Below are 22538 nucleotides of genomic sequence, written 5' to 3'. Positions count from 1 at the left end.
CATCAGTCTGGAAGCGATTTTAAAAAAATATCACCCTGTTCTACTAAGTCCCCGAGATATGGCATCATGAACCAACCTGTGTTAATTTCAAGCGCTTTAGGCTTAAGTAAACCGGATGTTGAGGCGCTCATCCAAGGGGCTACCATTGCTGTGGTGGCAAAAATTTGTTTGGATCCCGGACGAGAATTTGCCCTCTATTTCCGAAGTGAGTCCGGTCCCCAACTGCCGCCAGAGTCTTCGGATGAACCCACGGAAGGAGCAGAAACCGTGAAGATTGCGGCGATCGCCCGGTGTGAAGGATGCCAAACCATTACAGACGCAAATGGATTGCCTACCCTGTCTCGATTAACCTTGTGGAGTTTAGAAGACTTAGAGGAACTTCTTCAGGACCAGAGGGCTATTTTTCTGGCTCATTTGCGGGTTTATCGACTCCCTGGGGCGATCGCCTTAGCTTGTCATCCTCCCACACCCAACCGCATCGGGAACCCGATCGCCTTACCTGTAACCATTCCGGTGACTGATTTTGTGCCAGTATTGAGCGATCGCACCTTTGCCTACCGGCGTTCACAACTTGAACAGTTCCTTCTCCCCCTGCATCCGGAATTAGATGCCTTGCAAGGGGCGATCGCTCAACTCGCTCGTTTTCAACCTACGGCACAAAACCTCGATGATGATTTGCAACAGTTTCTTGGGTTTGGAAATCCGCTTCCTGTCACCTCAGAGGACCCAGATTTAACTTGGATTAGCACGATCGCTCCGGTGGGTCATTCTCAAGACGCCGATGGGTTTGCCAAGCTGGTGCGCCAGGGATTGCTGAAATTAGGGTTTAACGGTCCCGAACTCCTTCCTGAGTCCCTGATTGCGGAGGAAGGATTCGATTTTTATTGCGAAACTCCCTATCTTATGGTAGGACAGTGTAAAGCTAAAAACCCCAAAACTGCGATCGCTGACAATCCGGCTCAACTCCTAACTCGGGCTGTAAATCATCTCGGAACCGAACGATACGAACGAGCTATTAAGTGGATCGTCGCGGCTGAAGAGTTAACTGTGGATGCGCTGAACGTGGCAATTGAAAATCAGATGAATGTCATCCGTCCCGAAACCTTGCAAAGTCTAGTTCACTTGCAAGCTAAATATAAAGGGTCTGTGGACTTGCTGAAATTAAAACAATGTTTGCGCCAAGACCCCTATGGATGGGCCGATGATAAAGTCAATAGTTATATTGATAAAGTCAAAGAATCCATTGAGTTGCGATCGCGCATTATCAAACTGGTTAAACGACACTTAGAGAACGCCCGCTTAGAACTCGCAGGGGTAGAAGCACTCCATGCGCTATATGTAAGTTCCTATCCCCACCATTTTATTCCCTTAAAAGAAATGCACGAAATTTTAATCGAACTTTCTTCTCCCCTGACGGGATATTTAGGCCGAATTAAGGGCAGCGATTGGCGCAGCGATCGCTTTTACTATCTGCGCGACTTATCCCTCTAGGACTGAATCCCCATACCCTTGTGTTAATTGCTCTGAAGATTTTTCCTTAACCCTCATAATTCCTATGGAAAAAATCGCTCGATATCGTGGATGTCTTCTCGGTTTAGCCGTGGGTGATGCGGTAGGAACGACCTTAGAATTCAAGAAACCGGGAACTTTTACCCCTATCACCGATATGGTAGGCGGGGGGATTTTTCAACTCCAACCCGGAGAATGGACTGATGATACTTCAATGGCTTTATGTTTAGCAGAAAGCCTGATTGAAAAACAGGGGTTTGATCCGGTTAACCAATTAGAGAAATATTTACAATGGGAGCAAACGGGATATCTCAGCAGTACCGGAGAATGTTTTGATATTGGAAATACGGTGCAACAAGCCCTAGGGCGGTTTCAAGAGACGAGACAACCCTATTGTGGGGCGACAGATGCCCGGAGTGCGGGGAATGGTTCTCTGATGCGGTTAGCACCTGTTCCTCTATTTTATGCGAATCATCCTGAAGTGGCGATCGCCTTTTCCAAAGATAGTTCACGCACAACCCACGGTGCCGCGACTGCTGTCGATGCTTGCCGATATTTTGCCGGATTAATTATTGGTGCAATCCAGGGTAGTAGTCGGGAAAAATTGCTTTCTCCTGACTACAGTCCCGTTCCTGGATATTGGCAAAAACATCCCCTGGTTCCAGAAATTGCTGAAATTGCGGCGGGTTCTTTCAAAACTCGCCAACCGCCAGAAATTCAAGGGACGGGTTATGTGGTTAAGTCTTTAGAAGCTGCATTATGGGCTTTTTATCACAATCAATCGTTTGAAGAAGGCTGTTTATTAGCGGTTAATTTAGGGGATGATGCGGATACAACTGGGGCGATTTATGGGCAGATTGCCGGGGCATTTTATGGCGAGTTGGGCATTCCAGAACGATGGCGGCAACGGTTAGCTGATGCGGACTTAATTAGGTCGTTTAGCGATCGGTTGTTTGAGATGGCAGAGTCTATGATTACTCCAGGAGGTTAATGCCCGGAAACGACTTCCGTCGTTACTACAAACGAAGAAATTTCTCCCCTGTTCGTAGTAACGACTTTAGTCGTTTCTTTTCTCTTTTTTGTGGCGATCGCCTACTGGCGTTGGCAGAGTCTATGGTTACTCTATGAGGTTAACGCCCGGAAACGACTTCCGTCGTTACTACAAACGAAGAAATTTCTCCCCTGTTCGTAGTAACGACTTTAGTCGTTATTCATGTTCGTAGTAACGACTTTAGTCGTTTCTTTTCTCTTTTTTGTGGCGATCGCCTGCTGGCGTTGGCAGAGTCTAGGTTAACTCCAGGAGGTTAACGCCCGGAAACGACTGAAGTCGTTACTACAAACGAAGAAATTTCTCCCCTGTTCGTAGTAACGACTGTAGTCGTTTCTGGAGTTTCCCTGTGAAACTTACTCCCGTGGCCCTTTTGTTTCCGTGGGGTCAGGGATCAAGGGTTTCTTGCCCCTAGACTAGGGAGAGGGCCATCTATCAGAAAATATGTCAAATTGTTAAGTTTTATTAAAAAAGCCCCTATTTCATCAAAACGGTAAAATATAATACAGAAATAGAGGGAAACACAAAAAATCGGCCCCTCTCCCAACTTTAGTAAATCCACTTAATTTAGAACAGGAACAAAGATATGAAACTAACTTATCGCGGAATTGGCTACGATTCGGAACCACAGAGCTTTAATCTCATGGAGGGAGAAATTGGTGGCAAATATCGGGGGAATGAATGGCAAGTGCGCTATCCCCGGCATATTCCAGTCCCCGCAACCCGAAATGAGTTAACCTATCGGGGGGTTCGGTATAATTCGGGGGAATCTGTCAGCACTTCAGTGGCACCAGTAGCCCCCAAGGCTCGGCAGGTGAGGCCCCTCATGGATGCTCAACCGGCGGACAAGGTGATGGAAGAGGTTGCCAAACTGCACCGCAATAACATTTGTCGGAGTTTAGAACGTCGGATGCAAGCTGCCCGGATGCTGGGGAATGAAGACTTGATGGAACAGCTACAACAGGAGTCGCAAGAACTCACCTGCTATCCTTATTAGGAGATTAAGATTAAGCCTCTCTAGGCGTTGCGCTGTAGCCAGAGCCCGCGCAAGCCAGCAGCAGTGGCCCCTTGATAGTCATCCCGATAGCTATCGCCGATGTGCCATGCGTCAGACGCTGCACAACCATGTTTTTCTAAACCCGCCGCAAAAATCGGCGGGTTTGGTTTTGCGGCCCCCACGAGGGTAGAAATGGTGACGGAATCGAAAAACTGCGCCAAATCTAATGCCTCTAGGACGGAGTAGAGTCGGGAGTCAAAATTTGACAAAATTCCCAGTTGAATGCCTTGAGCATGAAGGAATTCGAGGGTGGGGCGCACATCCGGATAGACGAACCAAGGGTCAGCGGTGGCAAAGTAATCGTACAGTTGCTTAAAGAAGGGGGAAAAATCGGCAAACTGGTGGAAGACTCCAGCGCGTTGGAAGGTATCCGAGGCGATCGCCTCCCACCACTGAAATTCCAGGAGAGGAATCTCAGTTTGCGGGACTCCTGGAAATGCCGCCTGTTCTGTGGCGGCAAAACTGTCGAAAAATGCCTGATTGAGCAGGCGATCGTCAACCTCTACCCCAAAGCGACGGGCCAAATTTCCGTAAGCTGCACCGACAGTGCCACGCACTCCAAAGAGTGTCCCGGCGGCATCGAAAAAAATCACCGAAGGTTGCGACATCAGGTTAGGTTAACGGGGTAAACCGGATTGAGAGAAAAACTCACGCACGGGCTGAGTTATCCAATTTAAGCCGACTTTAAGCTGATGGTCAAATGTAGGCATCCGATACAGATAGGCTAACCGCCGTAAGAGGTGGGCCATTTGACCATCCAATTTGACGCCTAATCCGGTTAAGGTGGCATTATCAATTCCCAGGGTCATCATTTCTCCTAATCCTTGATATTCAAAGGGGAGAAGGGGGCGATCGCTCAGGGAGGCCCAGATATTCCAGGCGGCATAATCCGCTTGCTGGATAGCCGCTTGTGCCGTGGTGGGAACAGGTTGTCCGCTGGCATCGAGACAATAGGCGAGGTCCCCGACTGCAAATAGTTCGGGATGGTCGATCGCCTGTAAGGTCCGCGTCACTTCGATTTGACCCCGTTTGGTATGCTTGACGGGGAGGGCTTGCACCACGGATGCCACTTGGATACCCACGGTCCAAATCACCACATCCACGGGAATCGGGTCTACTTGTTCTCGATATAACAAGGAAATACTATCGGCAGTAATTTCTTCGGTGGTGGTTTCTAAATCAATCCAAATTCCCCGTTCTTCTAGGGCTTTTGTGGCTGCTTCGCGGTTAAATTCCGTAGAGGTTTGCAGAATTTCTGTCCCCTTTTCAATCAGGCGCAGACGACCTCGGTTTTGGAGGCGATCGGCCAATTTACAAGCCAATTCCACCCCGGAATAGCCGCCACCGACGACGGCGATGCGGATTTTGTCTTGGTCCGATGCTTCTAAGACTCGCAGTCGTTCTTCCAGGCGATAGGCATCAGCAATGGTGCGGAAGGGGAAGGCATAATCGGCACATCCGGGGACTAAATCTAAGGGAGTTTCTCCACCGAGGGCCACGATGGCGCGATCGTAAGTGAATTCCATCCCATCCTCTAAATGGACCTGTCTGTTCTCTAGGTTGATGTCAGACACGGTGCCTTGATGGAAGCGAACGCGGGTATTTGCCAACAGTTCGGAAAACGGGGGCGCAATTTCCCAGGATTGTAGTTCCCCGGTGAGCAACTCGTAGAGGAGGGGGGAGAACAAAAAGCGATCGTTGTTATCAATCAAAACAATCTCGGGGGTTTCTGGCGGGTTCCAGGGTAACTCGCTCAAGCGCAAAGCGGCATACAGACCGCCAAATCCGCCGCCAAGGATACAAATTCGTGCTTTTTCTGTCATAAAAGTGGGCGATCGCGTGGGTTAACAAGATACTCTTTTCCAAGATAGCAGGGCGATCGGTCAGCGTGGGGCAAACGGGGGGAATTGAAACCCTGAGAATCACCTCTGGCAAAAGGAGTCTAGCTCTTTCCTCGGTCTTTTGTCCCCCGGGGGTTAAATCAGGGTTCAGGTTCCCTTCAATTTCCGGAGGAACCGATATTTTCTCCGCAATAAAATTACAGGCGCTAGAACCAATTGGCAGCGTCTTTAGTACCCTTAATTTCCCCCTCCACTCTTTAATTATGACCGTAACTAACGACAAGCCTAATTCCCTTTTCCTGGAGATTGACAAGATTTGCCCTCTTTCAGAAGTGGCGAACAATCAAGTTTTAACGAGTGAGATTCAGCAGCGGTTAACAGAGTTGGAATTACTCACTCCTCCCGTTGATGGTGTTTTTGGGGAACTGACGATCGCCGCTTATCAACGCTTTCAGGACCTCAACGGGATTGCAGAAGAACAAGAAGCTCTGGGTCCAAAAACTATTGCAGCCCTGATGAATGTTCAGGCTCAAACTTTATCGGTTCCCAGAATTTCTCTAAAAACTACCACGAAAACGATTTTAAAAACTTTACCCCTGCAATCTTCTGTTCTCACCGCCAATGAGATATTTACTGTAGAGGCAGGTCAAAGTTTTCCCCTAGCGAATTATGAACGGGGTCATCGCCGTCATTATCGGATTACCTTACAAGAAGCGATTCGGGGTAATCGAGTCTGGTATGCCTTTGAAGAGCACGTTCAACTCATAGAAGGAAACCGCACCCTCACTCAACCGCAGCAACCGGCTGCATCGGTGCGATTAAAGGTGCCTTTTAGGTCTCAGCTTGATAACTATTACAATCCCAGCGGCGCTTGTAATGTTACCTCGATCGCCATGTGTTTGGAATATCTAGGTGTTCCCCGCTACGACACTCGCTATCGCCAGATGGAAGATGAGTTATATCGCTGGTGTCTCGATCGCGGATATTCCCGTCATAATCCCGAACATTTAGCGCGAGTTGTCCGCGACTATAAACGTAAAGATGACTTTACCTACTGGGGAACCATCGAACGCTGTCAAAACCACTTGCGCGGTGGCAATCCCTGTGTGATTCACGGCTATTTCACCAGCTTTGGTCACATTATTGTTTTAGTCGGATTTGACGCCAACGGATTTATCGTTCATGACCCTTATGGCGAATGGTTCCCGACGGGTTATCGAAATGACCGAAACGGTGCCTATCTGCACTACTCCTACAATTTAATCCGCCGCACTTGTATTCCCGATGGACAGTTTTGGGTTCACTACATTAGTCGTTAAACCCACCCTTGTACATTGGATGAAAGTTCTAACACGGAAACCTTTGATTCCGTGTTTTTTTTATGGCTAATCGTTTAATAATAGGGAATCCGGTTGCGATAAGTTTGTCAAAACCTACACCCTGTTCGCGCAGCGTTCCGCTAGGAAAGGGTGGAGCGTTTGCGGACAAAGCCCCCGACCCAGCTACTCCATAAAAACGACTTTTCATACCCGGATTGGGTATAATACTCCATTGCGTTGCGATCGGTAAAACCCCACACCCTGAAGGGTGGGGCTATACGGACAAAGCCTGCCTCCGCAGGCTAAAGAGCGAAAATTAACTTTTTACAACTGGATTTGGTATAAGTAACCGGCCAGACTTTCAGCAATTTATAGTAAATTTGATTCCTGACTGGCGTTGGGTTTATTTTGATTGAGAGGCTGTTTCTATCACCAAGTTGTTCAATGAATTTGTGAATTCTATCTGGGTTATCATCAGTCTCACTGGGTTGAGTTGTTAATTTTACCCCATTTTTGCCCGTTTTATGGAGGGTAATCCCTGGAATAACCGATGAATCAATCAAACTCCGAGAAATCGATGCGCCAAAGAATGCTGGCAGGAGAGCTTTATCTGGCAAGCGATCCAGAACTGGTGGAGTTGCTTGCGCGATCGCAACGCATTTTACATCGGTTCAATCTCTCCTTTCCTGATGCCACCCTAGAACGAGAATCTCTCATTCAAGAACTGTTTGGGAAAATTGGAGCAGGTTCTGAAGTTAAACCGCCATTTCGATGCGACTACGGTTTTAATATTTTTGCAGGGGAGCGCCTGTTTATCAACTACGATTGTGTGATTCTCGACTGCAATAGAGTCCAACTGGGCGATCGCGTTCTGATTGGACCCAAGGTGCAAATCTACACCGCCACTCACCCGCTCAATCCCACGGAGCGTCAAGAGGGATGGGAGTCTGCCTTGCCGGTGGAAATCGGGAGCGATGTTTGGATTGGCGGAGGTGCGATTATCTGTCCGGGGGTTACCATTGGAGAGGGTTCTACCATTGGCGCAGGGAGTGTCGTAACGCGAGATGTGCCACCGAGGGTCGTTGCTGCGGGAAACCCCTGTCGAGTGATTCGTGCCCTATAACTCCACTACCTAGGGTGACAACAGGGAGCATCTCAATTTCGCCTCAAAGGGGAATTTATACGTCTTGCTCCCCCTGACCTCGTAGGGAAGGGGGCACCGGCGGTTAGGTCTATGAGCCTTCTTGAGATGCTCCCTGACAACAAAGGGATAGAAAGCAGCGTCGAAGCGCAATTTGCTCTCAAATATCAGGAATTAGATGCTAAATTCGCCGATCGCAACTTAGGGAATTCTGCCCGTGCGATCGCCTTGAGACTTAGAAAAATTGGGAATCTCTACCCTCATGTTTTCGCTGGATCGGGGATTGCGAATCATTCCCCTGGTTTCGTTACACGATGGGGAGAAATTCCTGATTGACAACTCCAGCTACAGTTTAATCCCCCAGTTTCAGCTGAACTCATCACGAATCCTCTCCCATGCAAAGAAAGCGTCAGGGTTTTAGCAATGGGGGCTTCATACTATTGGCAATCTGCAATATTTTTTTCTGAAGCTTGACAAAATAGCCAAATCATGATAATAGACGAAAACAGCTTTAACCTAACCCCAACCTTTCTTCTGGAACCCTCAACCCTCAACCCTCAACCCATGCCATTACCCCACAAACTCCTCAATCTCGTCACCCTCACCGCCATCCTCCTCGTCACCCCCCACCCCCCGACAGCAAACCAGCGCCTATTCTCTCCTCCTCTGGCCACCGCCCAAACCGTAGAAGAACGAAAACAGGAAGCGGATCGCCTGCTGGATTTAGGAGTTGAGCAGTATCAGCGCAGTCAATATCGCGACGCTTTACAATCCTATGAACGAGCGTTGGAAATTTATCGGGCGATCGGCGACACAGCGGGAGAAGGCAGTGCCCTTAACAACCTGGGAAATGTTTACGAGAGTCTGGGAGAATACGCACAAGCCGAGCAATACTACCTGCAATCGTTAGAGATAGCACGGCAACTTGGCGACAAAGCGGGGGAAGGCATCTCCCTCTACAACCTGGGAAATGTTTACGAGAGTCTGGGAGAATACGCACAAGCCGAGCAATACTACCTGCAATCGTTAGAGATAGATCGGCAACTTGGCGACAAATCGGGGGAAGGCATCTCCCTCAACAACCTGGGAAATGTTTACGAGAGTCTGGGAGAATACGCACAAGCCGAGCAATACTACCTGCAATCGTTAGAGATAGATCGGCAACTTGGCGACAAAGTGGGGGAAGGCAACAACCTCAACAACCTGGGAAATGTTTACGAGAGTCTGGGAGAATACGCACAAGCCGAGCAATACTACCTGCAATCGTTAGAGATAGATCGGCAACTGGGGTACAAAGCGGGGGAAGGCAGTACCCTCATGAACCTAGGAAATGTTTACCGGAATCTGGGAGAATACGCACAAGCCGAGCAATACTACCTGCAATCGTTAGAGATAGCACGGCAACTCGGCGACAAAGCGGGGGAAGGCGATACCCTCAACAACCTGGGAAATGTTTACGAGAGTCTGGGAGAATACACACAAGCCGAGCAATACTACCTGCAATCGTTAGAGATAGTACGGCAAATCGGGGACAAAGCGGGGGAAGGCAGAACCCTCAACAACCTGGGAAATGTTTACCGGAATCTGGGAGAATACGCACAAGCGGAGCAATTCTTGCTGCAATCGTTAGAGATAGCACGGCAACTGGGGTACAAAGCGGGAGAAGGCAACGCCCTCAACAACCTGGGGCTTGTTTACGAGAGTCTGGGAGAATATGCACAAGCGGAGCAATTCTTGCTGCAATCGTTAGAGATAGATCGGCAACTTGGCGACAAAGCGGGGGAAGGCATAACTCTCAACAACCTGGGAAATGTTTACGAGAGTCTGGGAGAATACGCCCAAGCGGAGCAATACTACCTGCAATCGTTAGAGATTTTACGGCAAATCGGGGACAAAGCGGGGGAAGGCTACTCCCTCCACAACCTGGGGCTTGTTTACCAAAAACGGGGAGAATACGCCCAAGCGGAACAAAGCTATCTAGCATCGATTGAAGTGAAAGAACAATTGCGTCCCGGTTTAACCGACGCACAAAAAATATCCCTGTTTGAACAACAGAAAACGACCTACGAACTTCTACAAGCGGTTCTAGTTGCCCAGAATAAAACCGATCGCGCCCTGGAAATTTCCGAACGGGGACGCGCCCGCGCTTTTGTAGAATTGCTTGCCCAAAGACTTGCCGACACCCCAGACAATGCCCTCACTGTCACTCCAGCCAATCTCACTCAAATCAAACAAATTGCTGCTGCCCAAAATGCCACCCTTGTCCAATATTCTTACATTCGTGAAGGGTTGCAATTTAACCAAGTCGATCTAGTCGAAGAATCGGAACTGTATATCTGGGTCATCAAACCCACTGGAGAGATAAGTTTCCGGCGCAGTAACCTCAACCCGGTGTGGCAAGAGCAAGAGAGTTCTTTGGGGGAAGCGATCGCCAATGCCCGTTGCTTTGAGAACTTTATCTGCCGTCGCAATATTACTGTGGCTGAAACTCGCGGTGGAACTACTGAAGTCCACAGCGATCGCGGGTCTGCATTTAGTCGAGAAACTGCACCCCAAAATACGCGCTCAATCTCCCCACGACAACAACGAGAATGGCAACAACTCTATCAACTGTTAATCGAACCGATCGCCGATTTACTCCCGACAAACCCGAACGATCGAGTTATTTTCGTTCCCCACGCTTCCTTATTTTTAGTGCCTTTCCCTGCGTTACTAGATGCCAACGGCACCTATCTGCTCGAAAAGCATACCATCCTCACCGCCCCTTCGATTCAAGTGCTCGATTTCACCCAAAAGCAGCAACCCCAAGGCGATATCTTAATCGTCGGCAATCCCACGATGCCCTCTGTAGGACAACCGCCACAACAACTATCACCGTTGTTAGGTGCGGAAAAAGAAGCCCAGGATATCGGAAACCTGCTTCAGGTGACGCCGTTGATCGGTTCCCAAGCAACGGAATCGGCGGTGGTGCAAAAAATGCAGTCTTCTCGGATTATACATCTGGCCACCCACGGCAGTTTTGACCCGACGAGCGGCATCGACAGTTGGATCGCCCTCACCCCCACCAGCAGCGATGATGGATTGCTGACTGCGGGGGAAATATTCGATTTGGAACTGAATGCGGATTTAGTGGTACTTTCTGCTTGCGATACGGGACGGGGAGAAATTACCGGCGATGGGGTGATTGGATTATCCCGATCGCTGATGTCTGCGGGAACTGCCAGCGTGTTGGTTTCGTTGTGGAAAGTGCCGGATGATGCTACCTATCTGTTGATGCGGGAATTTTATCAAAACTGGGAAAGCAGTGGCAACAAGGCGCAGGCATTGCGTCAGGCGATGCTGACGACGATGCAGCAGTATCCCAATCCGGAAAATTGGGCGGGGTTTACGTTGATGGGTGAGGCGCAATAGGTTCCTGTAGAGACGTCGATTTATCGCGTCTCCCCAAGGTATAGGGGAACCACAGATTGCACAGATTTTCACGGATTATCGCGTTTCCCCACCGCGTCGCCACCCACCGATTAATCGCGATCGCCTCACGCTTAAGAACTCATCGCCATGAGTGGTTGGTGAGAAACGGCTACCTCCTCGGATTGACGGACGGGAATTTCAATGACAAATTCTGCTCCCTGTCCCGGTTCGGAGATACAGGCGATCGCCCCTTTATGTTTTTCGATGATTTGATAACTAATTGAAAGTCCCAATCCCGTACCTTTTCCAACTGCTTTTGTGGTAAAAAATGGATCGAATAGTCGGGCTTTTATGGGGTCAGGAATTCCCGGTCCGTTATCGCCGATCGCAATGATAATTCGGTCATTCTGTCCCTGTTTCTTCACCCATTCGGTGCGAATGGTAATCCGGCTGGGATTTTGGCGGATTTCTTCGATGGAGCGCTTTTCGTTATAACTCTCTAAGGCATCAATTCCATTACTAATAATATTCATCAATACCTGATTGAGTTGTCCGGGATAGCACTCAACTCGGGGCAGTTTGCCATAGTTTTTGACCAATTCTATCCCCACCTGACCCGCTTTGGCTCGCAAGCGGTTTTGGAGAATCAGCAAGGTGTTATCAATGCCTTCATGGAGGTTGGCAAATTTCATTTCCGCTTGGTCTAGACGGGAGAAGTTCCGCAAAGACAAGACGATTTCTCGGATGCGATCGGCCCCTATTTTCATGGAATTCAGGACTTTTGGCATATCTTCTCGCAGAAAGTCTAGGTCAATTTCTTCGGCAATTTCTTCTATCTCTGGCACAGGTTCCGGATAATGTTCCTGATAGGCTTCTAGCAGTTGTAACAAATCTTGGGCATATCCATCCACATGGGAAAGGTTCCCATAGATAAAGTTAACGGGATTGTTGATTTCGTGGGCGACTCCGGCGACTAATTGACCCAAGCTGGACATTTTTTCGCTTTGAATCAGTTGCGCTTGGGTTTCCTGGAGTTGTCGTAAGGCTTGTTCTAATTCTGCTGCTTTGGTTTGGGCGGCGATCGCATTGGCACAGGCGCGATCGTATAATTCCGCTTGATGGATGGCGATCGCCAACTGATCGGCGAGTTGCTGCAACAGTTCTATTTCTGAAGTCCGCCATCCTCTGGGTTTATGGCATTCATGGACAATCAGCAGTCCCCAAACTTTGTTCCCCCGAGAGATGGGAACGCTCAAACTTGCTCGAACTTGTAGATGTTGCCAACAGGCGAGATTTTCGTCGTTGCCGTGGGTTTTATACACATCTTCGACGGCTCGAACTGGGGGCTGTTGTGCCGATTGCAATTGTTCGGCACATTCCTGGTAAAAGCAATCATGTTCTTTGACGGCTTCCCGCAGACAGATTTTTTCGGTACTTTCTTCGACAACGATTTGGCCTGCGCCTTCTTTGCTAAACTGATAGATAGCAACGCGATCGGCTCCCAATAGTTGGCGCACTTCCCGGGCACTGGTTTGCAGGATGGTGTTGATATCTAAGGTGCGGCGAATATGTTCCCCAATCAAGCGCAAGAGCGATTCTCGTTCCATTGTGGCGCTTTTTTGGGCATATAAGCAGGCTTGTTGGATGGAAATCGCCAGTTGATCGGCGACGGCGCGGGCGAGTTCGCGGTCATGTTTGGACCACTGGCGGACTCGGGAACATTGATTAATATAAAGAATCGCATGGAGTCGGCCATTGGCTTGTACCGGCATCACCATTGAGGATTTAATCTCGGCTTTGTCGTATTCTTCGTTTTGTTTGCCGATGCGGGGGTCTTCGCTGACGTCGGAGATGATGACTTCTTCGCGATGGGCGATCGTCCATTGGGTGATCGGTCCGTGGGTATCAAAGTCATCAAGGGAGGAGGGAAAGGGTTCGCGACAGACTTCAAATAGATGCTCTCTGCGGAAGGCTACATCGTTAGCGGCATTCCAGAAACTGGTTTCGTGGTGCCGATCGCCGGTTACCCCTTCTTCCCGATCTTCGACGAGGTGGATCAAGCAGCGATCGACTTCTAAGGCTTCTAGCAGTTGGGCGATCGCCTGGGTTAAAATGGTTTCGAGGTCGAAACTCTGACGGGTTTGGTTGACGATTTGATTGACCAATCTCTCTCTTTGTGCTTGCTTGTGAACGCGATCGTACAGTTGTGCTTGCCGAATGGCAATTTCCAGTTGTTGGGCGATCAGTTGGACAAATTCCACCTCAGCCGTTGACCAAGTGCGGGAATTCTGTGAGAGACAGGCGATAAAGCCAATCCATCCCTCCTGTCCTTTCACGGGAACCAACAAATTGGCAACGGCATCCAATGTCCCCGGTGCAGAAGCGGGGTTGTCCGGATCCATGTCCGGTGGGGGATGTTCGTGACCCTGCATCAAGTTCTGGGGGGGACGTGCTACGGGACAATTGGCGATCAGGCGCGTCATGGCAGCAAAGGTCCTGGACTCGTTCAGGGGACCACAACTGATCACCATCTGTCCTTGGGCGATCGCGCTGGCGGAGGTGCCAAAGATGTCTAAGGGATGATATCCCACCTCAGAGAGGGGTTTCGTTCCCTCTAATGCGGCCAAATCGTGATTCCGGGTCCGTTTGCAGACCACTTGCACCCGTTCCGTGCGCTCAAAGTACCACAAGAAACTACAGGCATCTAAGTTGAGCATTGCGGCAATCTCATCTACCGCTGTCTGGAGGATGGTTTTGAGTTCCAGAGATTGCCAGATTTGGTCGATGACTTTTCGCAACAAGGCGCTGCGCTTTTGGGGGTCTTCTATCTTAGTGTGTTCCAACGGATTACTCAGAGAGACAGTAGGGATAACGCGGGGAAGCAAAAAAAAACTATTTAACATAGAGAACACCTCACCGCTACTCAGGGTGGGTCGCTTAGATTGTAATTTCTTAAATTGACAAGGGACTGTACCCCGCACAGAACTCGGGGTTTTCTGATGATTCTATTATTATTTATTTTTATCCCCTGATATTTTAACTTTTGTAAAAATTATCATCAATTCCTCAATTTTGGGAGGGGGTACGACTTTAAATTTATGCGGATTTTTCCTCTAAAATTGTAGCTTATGTTACATTTTACCACCCCGCATAGCTTGGTCTTGTTGAGGATTTACTTTATAAAAATTTTGGAATTGGCTTAAAAAAGTTTCAAATCATACCATGAACAGGATATCCAGTCAAGACTTGTGACCCTTAAATAGGGACGATTCGGTCCACTCCTGGGTACTACTGTAACCGATGAATCGGGAGATTTTTGACATCCCCTGATCGACCCGTAATTCGGATTGGGATGGGGGAACAATTCTGAATAATTGTCCCCCCTCATAAATCCTTTAATTTTTAGACAGATAATCTTCTAGCTCATTCAGAATTGTTTCTATCTTCTCTAAATCCTGTTCAGTCCCCTGAAGATTTTGCTGCTCTCCCTTTTTATCGAGTTCAAAAGCAATATTCTGGAGAACCGTAATGCCCATATTGGAACTAGACCCTTTGAGCTGATGGGCTTGATTGCTAAAAGCGGAATAATCGTTTGTGGTTAAGAATTTTTTGAGGAGATCGAGGCTGACCCAAGCATCTTCCACAAATGCCTGTAAAATTTCTCGTTCAAATTCACGATCCCCACCGGATATTTCTTGTAAGCGTTCCAAGTTGACTGCCATTTTCAATTTACAAGATGCTAAGAATTACGTCGGTTACATTAACTCGTCGAGGGAGGCGTCAGCTTTCAGTCACTCAGGCTTTTTAACCCGGAAGTCATCTCATGTAAGAGTCAGAAATCCGAGGGAAATTCAAAGCGATTTAACAGAGGTTCCTGACTGATTTAAAGATGACTAGGGTTAGGGGGTGATGAAGCTGATGAGACTGGGCAATGCCTTGATTTGAAGCAATCAGTTCACTGAAAATCGAGCCTCCTTTCACTAGAAAAAATGATACCATATCTTGAGGTTCGGGGGACAAAAAATATTCCAGATTGGGAGGGGCCTGGTCCGGGGATAGAAGATCCGGCACTGTGGGGGAATGGGTTGCTTTCTTGCCGCCCCGGAAAGGTCCCGCAGACGCAGGCCCCTAACGGTTTGGGGGATGAGATTGATTCCCGGGATTTGTCAGGATATCCTGATTAAACGGACAAACTCAGTTGAGAACCATTTTGATTTTTGCTGACTTCAATGCGGGCTTGAAAGGCTTCGCGAAATTGCGGCATATGGGTCACCGTAAGAATGCAGGCAAATTCCGAGGCGATCGCATTAATTGCCGCAATTAGGCGATCGCACCCTTCTCGGTCCTGGGTTCCAAATCCTTCATCCACAATTAACATTTGTAACGAAGTCCCCGCCCGATGAGCGAGTAATCGCGCTAATGCTAACCGAATCGCAAAATTAATCCTAAATGCCTCCCCTCCCGAATAAGTTTCATAAGCTCTTGTCCCGCGCGCATCGGCAATTAAAATATCCAAGGTATCAATTAACTTGGTATTTTTTTTGCTACGTCCCCGACTAGCGCGCTGAGTCACAAATTGCACATGGAGTTGATTGCCACTCAGGCGAGAGAGAATCTGATTGGTTTCTCCCTCCAACTGTGGCAACACATTTTCAATCATCAACGCTTGGATGCCATTTTTACCAAATGCCGTTGCCAACTCCCGATACACCCGTTCTTGACGACGAGAGGTTTCCAGTTGTTTGCGTTGTTCTTCCGACTGACTTTGGAGTGCCGCGAGATGCTGTTGTTGTTGTTGCAGGCGTCCTTTGGTTGCCAATAAACTATCCAAGGAGGAGCGCAAAAGCTGGATTTGTTTTTCTGTCGCTTTGATGCGATCGCCGGGGTCGGGAATATCCTGGAGTTGCTGATGCAGCGCTTGCATCTGCTGGCGTACTACAGTGCGATCGCCGACTCGCGCCTCCAACTGCCGAGTTAACTCCCCAATCCGCTGTTCCACCTGGGGATATTGTTGCTGCGCTTGCTTTAACTCCTCCAGTCGTCCTAGCCAGAGTTGTGCGCTTCTTAACGCACCTCGCAGCCGGTTATGTTCCTGGGGGTCATAGCCAATGGTTTGTAAGTGGCGATCGAGCAAAGCAATCTGTTGTTGCAAAGGGGAATTCGTTTGTTGTTCCTGTAATGCTGCTTGTAATTGCCCCAGTTTTTGTTCTAACTCCGGCTTGCGAACTTGTAATTGCGCCATTTGCCGTTGGGATTGCTGAATTTGCCCTTGCTTAATTTCCCCCCAGCGCCAGCGTTTTTCCTCATTCAGAGCCAAACTGCGGTCTTGATCATTGTAATTTAACTGTTGCAGCGACTGCTCCACCTGTTGCAGTTCTTGGTATAATTCCCCAGCATAACTTCCCGTATGTAAAGCCTGTTCTAACTGTTGTTTCTCTAATATGAGATGTTGTAAACGGTCCCGGGAGGCTAAAGTGGCATCAATTTGAGCCTGTAATTGTCCCCGACGTTCCCGTAAGGCATTGTAGTGTTTTAACTCCTCCTCCAGTTCCCGATACTCCTGGCGCAGAATCTGAATTTCCCGATCGCTCGTTGCCAGTTGTTCCTTCAATACCCACATTTGATTGATCAGCCCTTGTTCCTGCGCTTTCTGCTTTTCAATCACTAAATCCCAATGATGTTCATCCAAGGGTCTGTCACACAGGGGACAAAGTGCATCCGGGACTTGCAACATCTGGATTTTTTGGGTAACCGCTGCCAATTGGGTTTCATAATCGGAGGTTTGTGCCATCAACCGTTCCATAAAGCTGCGGCGTTCTAAGCCTTTTTCCCGTACTCGTTGTTGATAGACTCGTTTTTTCTCTAAGGCATTAATGGCGATCGCCACTTCTGCGAGACTCTCCTCTAAAACATAGCTGTTATCTTGTTCCTCTTCCAGGCGATGAATTTGACCGGCAATTTCTTCCAGGCGTGCGGATAAGCGAGTGCGAATGCGATCGAGTTCGACTTGTAGGGTTTGTTGTCGGGTCATCAAGGGTTTGACTCGCGTATGCAGATCATCCAAATAAGTGAGGCGATCGCGCGCTTCTTGTAATTTAACGATCGCCGCTTCCACTTCCGGCGCTTTATTCAGAATCTCCCGCAGTTCCCCTTCCTGACGGCGAATATACTCCAATTCCCCTTGAGTCGAAGAAATTTGGGATTCCAGGGAAGCGAGGGTTTTGCGTTCCTGGTCCTGTAATTGCTGACGCTGTTGGGTCGCTTGTTGGTAGGATTGGAATTTGGAGGCTTGAACTTCTTCCTGCGCTTGTAATTGCTGATATTGATGATATCCCGCCAAAATTTCGCCTTCTTGTTTAAGCAGTGCCTCTAATTCTTGGCGGCGACGATGGTTGAGGTTGAGTTCTTGTTGAGTGCGATCGCAGTCGTCCTTCAATTGGCGATCGCGGTCCTGGTGATGGGTGATTTGCTGTTGCCAGTTTTGGCGTTGGAGTTGGAGTTGTTGGAACTGCTGCAATTGCGATCGCTGATGGTTCACGGATTCTTGACCCTGGAGAATTTGCGCTTCCACCTGGTCCAGATTTTGGGCGATCGCGATGGTTTCTTGTAATCGTTGCTGCAAGGAGGCTAAACTTTGTTCCAGCAACTGCACTTGACCCTTCGCCTCGCGCGATCGGTCTTTTGCCTGTTCTGCCAACTCATCATAATGGTCCAACCTCAGCAGAGTTGCCAATACCTGCTTGCGTTCCGAGGGTCGTTTCAACATAAACTCATCCGCTCGACCTTGGCGCAGGTAAGATGAATTGGTAAAGGTATCGTAATCGAGCTTGATATGTTGGATAATTTTGTCCTGAGTGGCTCGTAACCCTTTCTCCGTCAGGGGGCGAAATTCTAGATGTTCCAGTTGATTGGGAGTCAAATCCTCAGAATTCGTCGCCACTTGAAATTCCAGAGCACTGGATTGACCCCGTTGGCGAGAACGAATTACCCGATAGATTTGCTGATTGGTTTGGAAGGTAAAATCAACCCGCGCATCCATTTCCCCGGTATGAATAATATCGTCCTCGGTGCCCGCGCGACTATTGCCCCAGAGGGACCAGGCGAGGGCTTCCAGGAGGGAGGATTTTCCGGCACCATTGGGTCCACAGATACAGGCGGTATGCAACCCATGAAAGTCGAGGGTAGCTTCGCGATAGCTCAGAAAGTTTTTTAAACTCAGTTCTAAGGGAATCATATTATATCAGGCTGGCTCATAAAAGGGCAGTCGCCCAAGGGTGGTGAAACCGTGAAGGGAGAGGGATTATCGAGGGCTGGGAAAGCCGGTTGAATCAGAGCAGCGATCGCCTTTACTCCGAAATTGTCCAGGGTTTTTCTGGCATTTGTGGCATTGACGACCCATTCAACTTTCTATTTTGAGCCCGATTTCCAGCGGATTCTACCTTTTGACCGCTTAATTTTACAAATATTTACAATTAAAGAAATTTTCCCCTCCCTGATTGTCAAGGAGGGGAAAATTTAATCGGGTTTCCGTTATCTCAACCCCGTAATTTTAGAGTCATCTTCCACATTCTCCCCATCCCCCTGAAGCGAATCAGCCTGAAGTGGGTGAGAAGCAGATCTACAATTGTCCCCAATCCGAAGAAAGAATCATCCCCGTGATTGAAACGACCTAGAGACAGCACCTTTGTAGCGATCGCACTGTCGATAAAAACCCTATACCCTTCCCCATCCCCCGCATCAACCAAGGACAAATGACCAATGACCAATGACAAAGGACAAATCCCCTACCCCCGAACCTTCAATAACTGACAGCGATCTAACAATAAAGCCAAAGCGCCCACCATCTGAATCTGCCAGGGGGCTAAGATTAACGCCACAACCGCTAACAGTCCAGCTAGGGTCATGGTCATCACGCCTACGGTTTCCTCAGAGGTGCGTCGATTAAGCAGAAAGGCACAGACTGAAATGCTGAGAGGAATTATACATACCGGATGCATCTTGGGTTGGCTCCTATTGAAAGCTCGTAAAAGTAACTAAGGCTACAAAATTGCTACTAAATTTAATGTAACACCGAATACCAAATCCGGAACAGTCCATTTATCTAAATTCCCTGACAGGGGTTCCGGCTGAAAATACCAGGCGACTGCTCTCAAATGGCCTAATGTTGGACATTTTCAGGATTAGCCCTTGGGGAATCTGACCGTCGGGAGTCAGAAACTTTCTAAGTTTAGAGGAAAACTCCGACTCGTCTCTACCCTGAGAGGTAGCTCATGAAATGATAATGCCTAGATTTAATTTTCGCAATAGATTGGTTAAAATAATTTCTCATTCCCCACCGGACAAGAGTTTTAGGGTTTTTACTCCTGAAATTAATCGATGAAACCTCCTAAAAAAATACCCTTCACCCCCTGACGCATCCATCTCCAGATAGAGTTCCTTCTATAACTTCCGGGCGGGATTCTCGGGTCCCTGAGTCTCGGGATTTTCATAAGAATAAATACTTAAAGAAATCCTGGGTTTTCTGATGATTAAGACTTAAGCATTTGGGGAGATCCAACCGTAAATGTAGAGGCGATTCGCGAATCGCCTCTACATTTACGGTCAATCCCATCGCCCTTCTGGGTATCAGATGATGAGTAATAATACCGAATAAACACCGGCCCCAGCAGCAAAGGCCCAAAATTGGGTTTCCCGTTCTTCCGGTAGTTCTTCCTTCAGGATGTTCAAAATAATACCTCCGGCTAAAAAAGCAAAGAGCAGGGCGATCGCCTCGTGGGAAATGCGGGTTGCACTGCCAATCGCCCATCCCAGAATCACCGATCCTGCCAGGACCCAGCGCCCCTTGTGGTCGTAAACCCGTTTGTGATGTTCGCGCAACCCAAAGTCATTGACTACAAAATGCAGCGCCATTGCAATGAAAAAGAAGCACAAACTCAAAACACTCGATTCTTGTTCTGGATCCGCCATCAGATAGCCAATCAGGGCATTATAAAGCGCAAAAGAAATAATATGCAGCCAAAAAACCCGATCGCTAGTCGTATCTCCTCGTCCACTTTTACGTTGTTGCTGCCTGGATGTCTTAGCCAGTTTTTCCAATCCGTAAAAGATGGAAAATCCTAACAGGGACATCAGGTAAACATGGTGTTCTAAAAATTCTAAACCGTTGAGGGCTGAATCCTCAACTCTGACTTGTCCTGCACTCAGTTCGGGAAAAATGTGAATAAAAGTGTAAGCCACCGATACGCCCCCCGCTACTGAAAGCCAGCGGTTACGGGGAACTGAACCCAGAAAGAGCAGATTTTTCGCCCCAATATGAACGATCGCTAAGGCGATGGCAAAGAGTAAAGATAAATTCATAGTGCAGATGAAACGATTGAGAAGACTTAGGGTGTTCCAACAAATAAATCATCCAAATCCCGATGGTTAAGCACCTAACAAGACTGTGTTAGCCCGCGCAGGCGGGCTTTGTCCTGTGAGCCTCCAGGCTTTCCTGACGGAACGCTCCGCGAACAGCCTGCGGGTTTTTTGGGGATTTTATTTTTTGGAGTTCCCTTAGGGGAAAATCCCTCTTAGAGTTTCAGCCAAACAATAAAGGTTGTCCCTGGACGATCGCAAGTCGGTTGGTTTTTCCAATTGGGATCTCGCCATTGGAGGGGAGTGGGACTAAAGACTTCGATTGTCCCTTGCATTTGGGCGATCAGTTCGCGGGCGATCGCCAATCCCAATCCGGTCCCGGGAATATCACTCTGGGCTTTGACGCCGCGATAATACCGTTGAAATAACCGTTCTAAGTCTTGGGGGGGAATGCCGATTCCCGTGTCACTAATAGCGATCGCCATCCAGGTTACCCCCTCAATTTGGCGCTGACTCCCCACTTTCACATAAATTTTGCCTCCGGAGGGGGTATATTTCAAGGCATTGTCAATCAAATTGCTCAGGACTTCCCGCAAGGCTTTGGGAGAAGCGAGAACCGCAGGCAATTCCAAAGGAATCTGGGTCGTCAATTCCAGATGACGTTCGCTGGCGATCGCCTGGGCGGAAATCAGCAACGGTTCGAGTACAGCCCGGATATCGCAGGGTTCTAAATCAAAGGCGGGGAGTAACAATTGTGGCGATCGCTTCTCCAACATCGGGGTGTCCGACGGGACCTCGGTTTGCACATCTGGGACCGCTGCGATTTCTTCCGGTTCGATCGCCAAATTCATCTGTTGCAGCAATTCTTGAACGCGATCGCTCTCGCGCAGGATACTTCCGGCAATATCGCGGTTCGGATCCGGTTCCCGCAGGCGTTTTAACAATAATTTTCCAAAAGTGCGTAAGGCGGTGAGGGGACTGCGGACCTGATGCAGGAGGTTATCCAGCAAATCATGTTGTTCCGCTTGCAGGCGTTGCTGTTGGCGCAGTTGCTGACTTAACCAGCGTTGGCGTCGATCCAAAATGCAGGCGATCGCGATGGTTTGGGCGATGCGTTCAATCTGCATCCGTTCGCGATCGGTCCAGGGTCGGTCCTCGCGGCGCGTCACCAACAGTCCCATGACGATTTCTTCATGGATTAGGGGTAAGACGATTTGTCGGGGTTGCGCTAACTCTTCCCCCTCGGCGATCGGTCCATCTTCTGGGTTTAAATATCGGATCGGTTCGACTAAATGAACCGTCACGGGTCTTTGGGAGGAAGCGGAAACTAACGGGGGACCTTGAGTCAGGGAGGCATTCGTTGCCGTTGTCGGCGTTTCCCCGGGGATTGCCGTGGGTGGAAAGTCAGGGGTGGGACGCCCAGGGATTTCTGTGGCAATCTTGGAACCGGCGATCGCCCGGGCGGGATTTTCTTCCCACACCACAGCAGTTTCCGGATAGGTCACAATCGGAATTAGCTTGGCTTCCCGGTCTTCTGCCAGTTCTTCTGTCAAATACACCACACTCACGGAGGATCCTAGCCCTTTCGAGAGCAAACCCACCTGTGATTTACACAGGGCAACAAATTCTGAACTGGCTCCCATTCCCATCTTCCCTTATTCGATTGAATACAGTAACGCTCACTGATGCCCGCCTCTTTCCCCGCACCCTATTTCTCTTTAGGGGATTCCAACAAATAAATCATCCTTGCTTTGATGCGATCGCACCTAACAAGGCTCTTTTAGCCCGCGCAGGCGGGCTTTGTCCGTGTAGCCCCAGGCTTGAGCCTGCGGGTTTTTTGAAGGTTTTATTTTTTGGA

The 22538-nt window shown here is 48.8% G+C and carries 15 protein-coding genes; 7 read left to right on the top strand and 8 right to left on the bottom strand.

What is annotated here, in order from left to right; all coding sequences use genetic code 11:
- Nucleotides 1-66: 66 nt before the first annotated feature.
- From NG833_RS06440 to NG833_RS06430, 3 genes are all read left to right on the top strand, one after another.
- Entirely contained in the window at nt 67-1491 is a 1425-nt protein-coding gene (locus NG833_RS06440) for a DUF1802 family protein (RefSeq protein ID WP_254564483.1), read from the top strand.
- Between the two features lie 64 nt (nt 1492-1555).
- A complete protein-coding gene (locus tag NG833_RS06435) occupies nt 1556-2500 on the top strand; it encodes an ADP-ribosylglycohydrolase family protein (protein WP_254564482.1) in 945 nt (314 codons plus the stop codon).
- A gap of 643 nt (nt 2501-3143) precedes the next feature.
- The gene (locus tag NG833_RS06430) at nt 3144-3554 is read left to right on the top strand and encodes a DUF4278 domain-containing protein (protein WP_254564481.1); all 411 of its coding nucleotides are present in this window, start codon (nt 3144-3146) and stop codon (nt 3552-3554) included.
- Between the two features lie 20 nt (nt 3555-3574).
- Here NG833_RS06430 and NG833_RS06425 read toward each other — a convergent pair whose 3' ends face one another.
- Both NG833_RS06425 and NG833_RS06420 read right to left on the bottom strand, forming a co-directional pair.
- Entirely contained in the window at nt 3575-4222 is a 648-nt protein-coding gene (locus NG833_RS06425; protein WP_254564480.1) for an HAD family hydrolase, read from the bottom strand.
- 9 nt (nt 4223-4231) lie between these two features.
- Nucleotides 4232-5437, bottom strand: coding sequence for an NAD(P)/FAD-dependent oxidoreductase (locus NG833_RS06420; RefSeq protein WP_254564479.1), 1206 nt, complete (start codon nt 5435-5437; stop codon nt 4232-4234).
- Nucleotides 5438-5718: 281 nt separating this feature from the next.
- Here NG833_RS06420 and NG833_RS06415 point away from each other — a divergent pair, with 281 nt between their 5' ends.
- From NG833_RS06415 to NG833_RS06400, 4 genes are all read left to right on the top strand, one after another.
- The gene (locus NG833_RS06415; protein ID WP_254564478.1) at nt 5719-6774 is read left to right on the top strand and encodes a C39 family peptidase; all 1056 of its coding nucleotides are present in this window, start codon (nt 5719-5721) and stop codon (nt 6772-6774) included.
- Nucleotides 6775-7324: 550 nt separating this feature from the next.
- Complete coding sequence (locus tag NG833_RS06410; protein ID WP_254564477.1) at nt 7325-7897, top strand: sugar O-acetyltransferase; 573 nt, start codon at nt 7325-7327, stop codon at nt 7895-7897.
- 126 nt (nt 7898-8023) lie between these two features.
- A complete protein-coding gene (locus NG833_RS06405; RefSeq protein ID WP_254564476.1) occupies nt 8024-8251 on the top strand; it encodes a hypothetical protein in 228 nt (75 codons plus the stop codon).
- A gap of 153 nt (nt 8252-8404) precedes the next feature.
- Entirely contained in the window at nt 8405-11326 is a 2922-nt protein-coding gene (locus NG833_RS06400; RefSeq protein WP_254564475.1) for a CHAT domain-containing tetratricopeptide repeat protein, read from the top strand.
- Nucleotides 11327-11457: 131 nt separating this feature from the next.
- Here NG833_RS06400 and NG833_RS06395 read toward each other — a convergent pair whose 3' ends face one another.
- The 6 genes from NG833_RS06395 to NG833_RS06370 form a co-directional block, all read right to left on the bottom strand.
- A complete protein-coding gene (locus tag NG833_RS06395) occupies nt 11458-14169 on the bottom strand; it encodes a GAF domain-containing protein (protein ID WP_254564474.1) in 2712 nt (903 codons plus the stop codon).
- Nucleotides 14170-14721: 552 nt separating this feature from the next.
- Nucleotides 14722-15048, bottom strand: coding sequence for an Hpt domain-containing protein (locus NG833_RS06390; protein ID WP_254564473.1), 327 nt, complete (start codon nt 15046-15048; stop codon nt 14722-14724).
- 458 nt (nt 15049-15506) lie between these two features.
- Nucleotides 15507-18560: an exonuclease subunit SbcC gene (sbcC, locus tag NG833_RS06385; protein WP_254564472.1), complete on the bottom strand. Its 3054-nt coding sequence runs from the start codon at nt 18558-18560 to the stop codon at nt 15507-15509.
- A 550-nt stretch (nt 18561-19110) separates the two neighbouring features.
- The gene (locus NG833_RS06380; RefSeq protein WP_254564471.1) at nt 19111-19323 is read right to left on the bottom strand and encodes a hypothetical protein; all 213 of its coding nucleotides are present in this window, start codon (nt 19321-19323) and stop codon (nt 19111-19113) included.
- A 628-nt stretch (nt 19324-19951) separates the two neighbouring features.
- Nucleotides 19952-20683: a hypothetical protein gene (locus NG833_RS06375; RefSeq protein ID WP_254564470.1), complete on the bottom strand. Its 732-nt coding sequence runs from the start codon at nt 20681-20683 to the stop codon at nt 19952-19954.
- Nucleotides 20684-20895: 212 nt separating this feature from the next.
- A complete protein-coding gene (locus NG833_RS06370; protein ID WP_254564469.1) occupies nt 20896-22323 on the bottom strand; it encodes a HAMP domain-containing sensor histidine kinase in 1428 nt (475 codons plus the stop codon).
- Between the last annotated feature and the right edge of the window lie 215 nt (nt 22324-22538).

Source organism: Oscillatoria sp. HE19RPO, from assembly GCF_024220515.1.
Taxonomy (GTDB): Bacteria; Cyanobacteriota; Cyanobacteriia; order Cyanobacteriales; family Laspinemataceae; genus Laspinema.
Note: the sequence above shows the minus strand (reverse complement) of the source record. Positions and strands in the feature narration are given on the sequence as shown.